The organism is Paenibacillus sp. sgz302164 (assembly GCF_056120505.1).
Genome location: NZ_JBVYOL010000068.1, coordinates 1 through 884, shown reverse-complemented (window position 1 = coordinate 884; position 884 = coordinate 1). Strand labels below are relative to the sequence as shown.

The window sequence follows — 884 nt, the reverse complement described above, 5'->3', positions numbered from 1 at the left end:
CCGAGGCATTTCGTCGTTCGCCACGTCCTTCTTCGGCTCCTAGCGCCTAGGCATCCTCCGTGTGCTCTTTCTAGCTTAACCACTAGAATGTACTTTCATTAACTGTTGTGACACAGTCAACGAAAAGGATTTCTAAGTTTCACGCTTTACGTTTCGTTATCTAGTTTTCAAGGAGCAAGTTGCAACTGTTTCATACGCGAAGCGATGTCAGTTGTCAACAGGTATGCCGTGATTCGACTTTCTTTACCGCCTCACCAGCGGCAAAAAGTATCTTATCACATCTTACTCGCTCATTTCAAGTCGAATTTCCGAGAAATTCTTGCCTGAAACGATCGTTGTTGGTGGAGCCAAGCGGGATCGAACCGCTGACCTCCTGCTTGCAAGGCAGGCGCTCTCCCAGCTGAGCTATGGCCCCATATTTATGAAGTTGTATGGTGGGCCCTAGTGGACTCGAACCACCGACCTCACCCTTATCAGGGGTGCGCTCTAACCAGCTGAGCTAAGGGCCCAAAATAAAAACCCACCTACGATCTTTCGAAGCTTGCTTTCTTCGAAAGCGTTCGCTGTGGGCTCGCTTGGCAACGTTCTACTCTCCCAGAACCCTTCGGTTCAAGTACCATCGACGCTGGAGGGCTTAACGGTCGTGTTCGAGATGGGAACGCGTGGATCCCCTCCGCCATCATCACCAAACGAGTGCAGCTTCTACAGCTGCCCGAAAGGATCTTGCCCTTTCAAAACTGAACACGAGTGAAGAAACTTTGTTCGTCCGACAACCTGCGGTTGTCATGGACTCCATAGAAAGGAGGTGATCCAGCCGCACCTTCCGATACGGCTACCTTGTTACGACTTCACCCCAATCATCTACCCCACCTTCGGCGGCTGGC

Annotated in this window: 2 tRNA genes and 3 rRNA genes; all 5 read right to left on the bottom strand. The window is 51.1% G+C overall.

The features are described 5' to 3' along the window. Nucleotides 1–81: ribosomal RNA gene (locus tag AC0LWT_RS38935) — 23S ribosomal RNA — on the bottom strand; the annotation flags it as partial. Nucleotides 82–339: 258 nt separating this feature from the next. Then, a tRNA-Ala gene (locus AC0LWT_RS38930) sits at nucleotides 340–415 on the bottom strand. A 17-nt stretch (nucleotides 416–432) separates the two neighbouring features. Further along, nucleotides 433–509: transfer RNA gene (locus AC0LWT_RS38925), tRNA-Ile, on the bottom strand. A gap of 64 nt (nucleotides 510–573) precedes the next feature. Continuing rightward, nucleotides 574–690, bottom strand: a 5S ribosomal RNA gene (rrf, locus tag AC0LWT_RS38920). Nucleotides 691–798: 108 nt separating this feature from the next. Continuing rightward, nucleotides 799–884 (bottom strand): 16S ribosomal RNA (locus tag AC0LWT_RS38915); the annotation flags it as partial.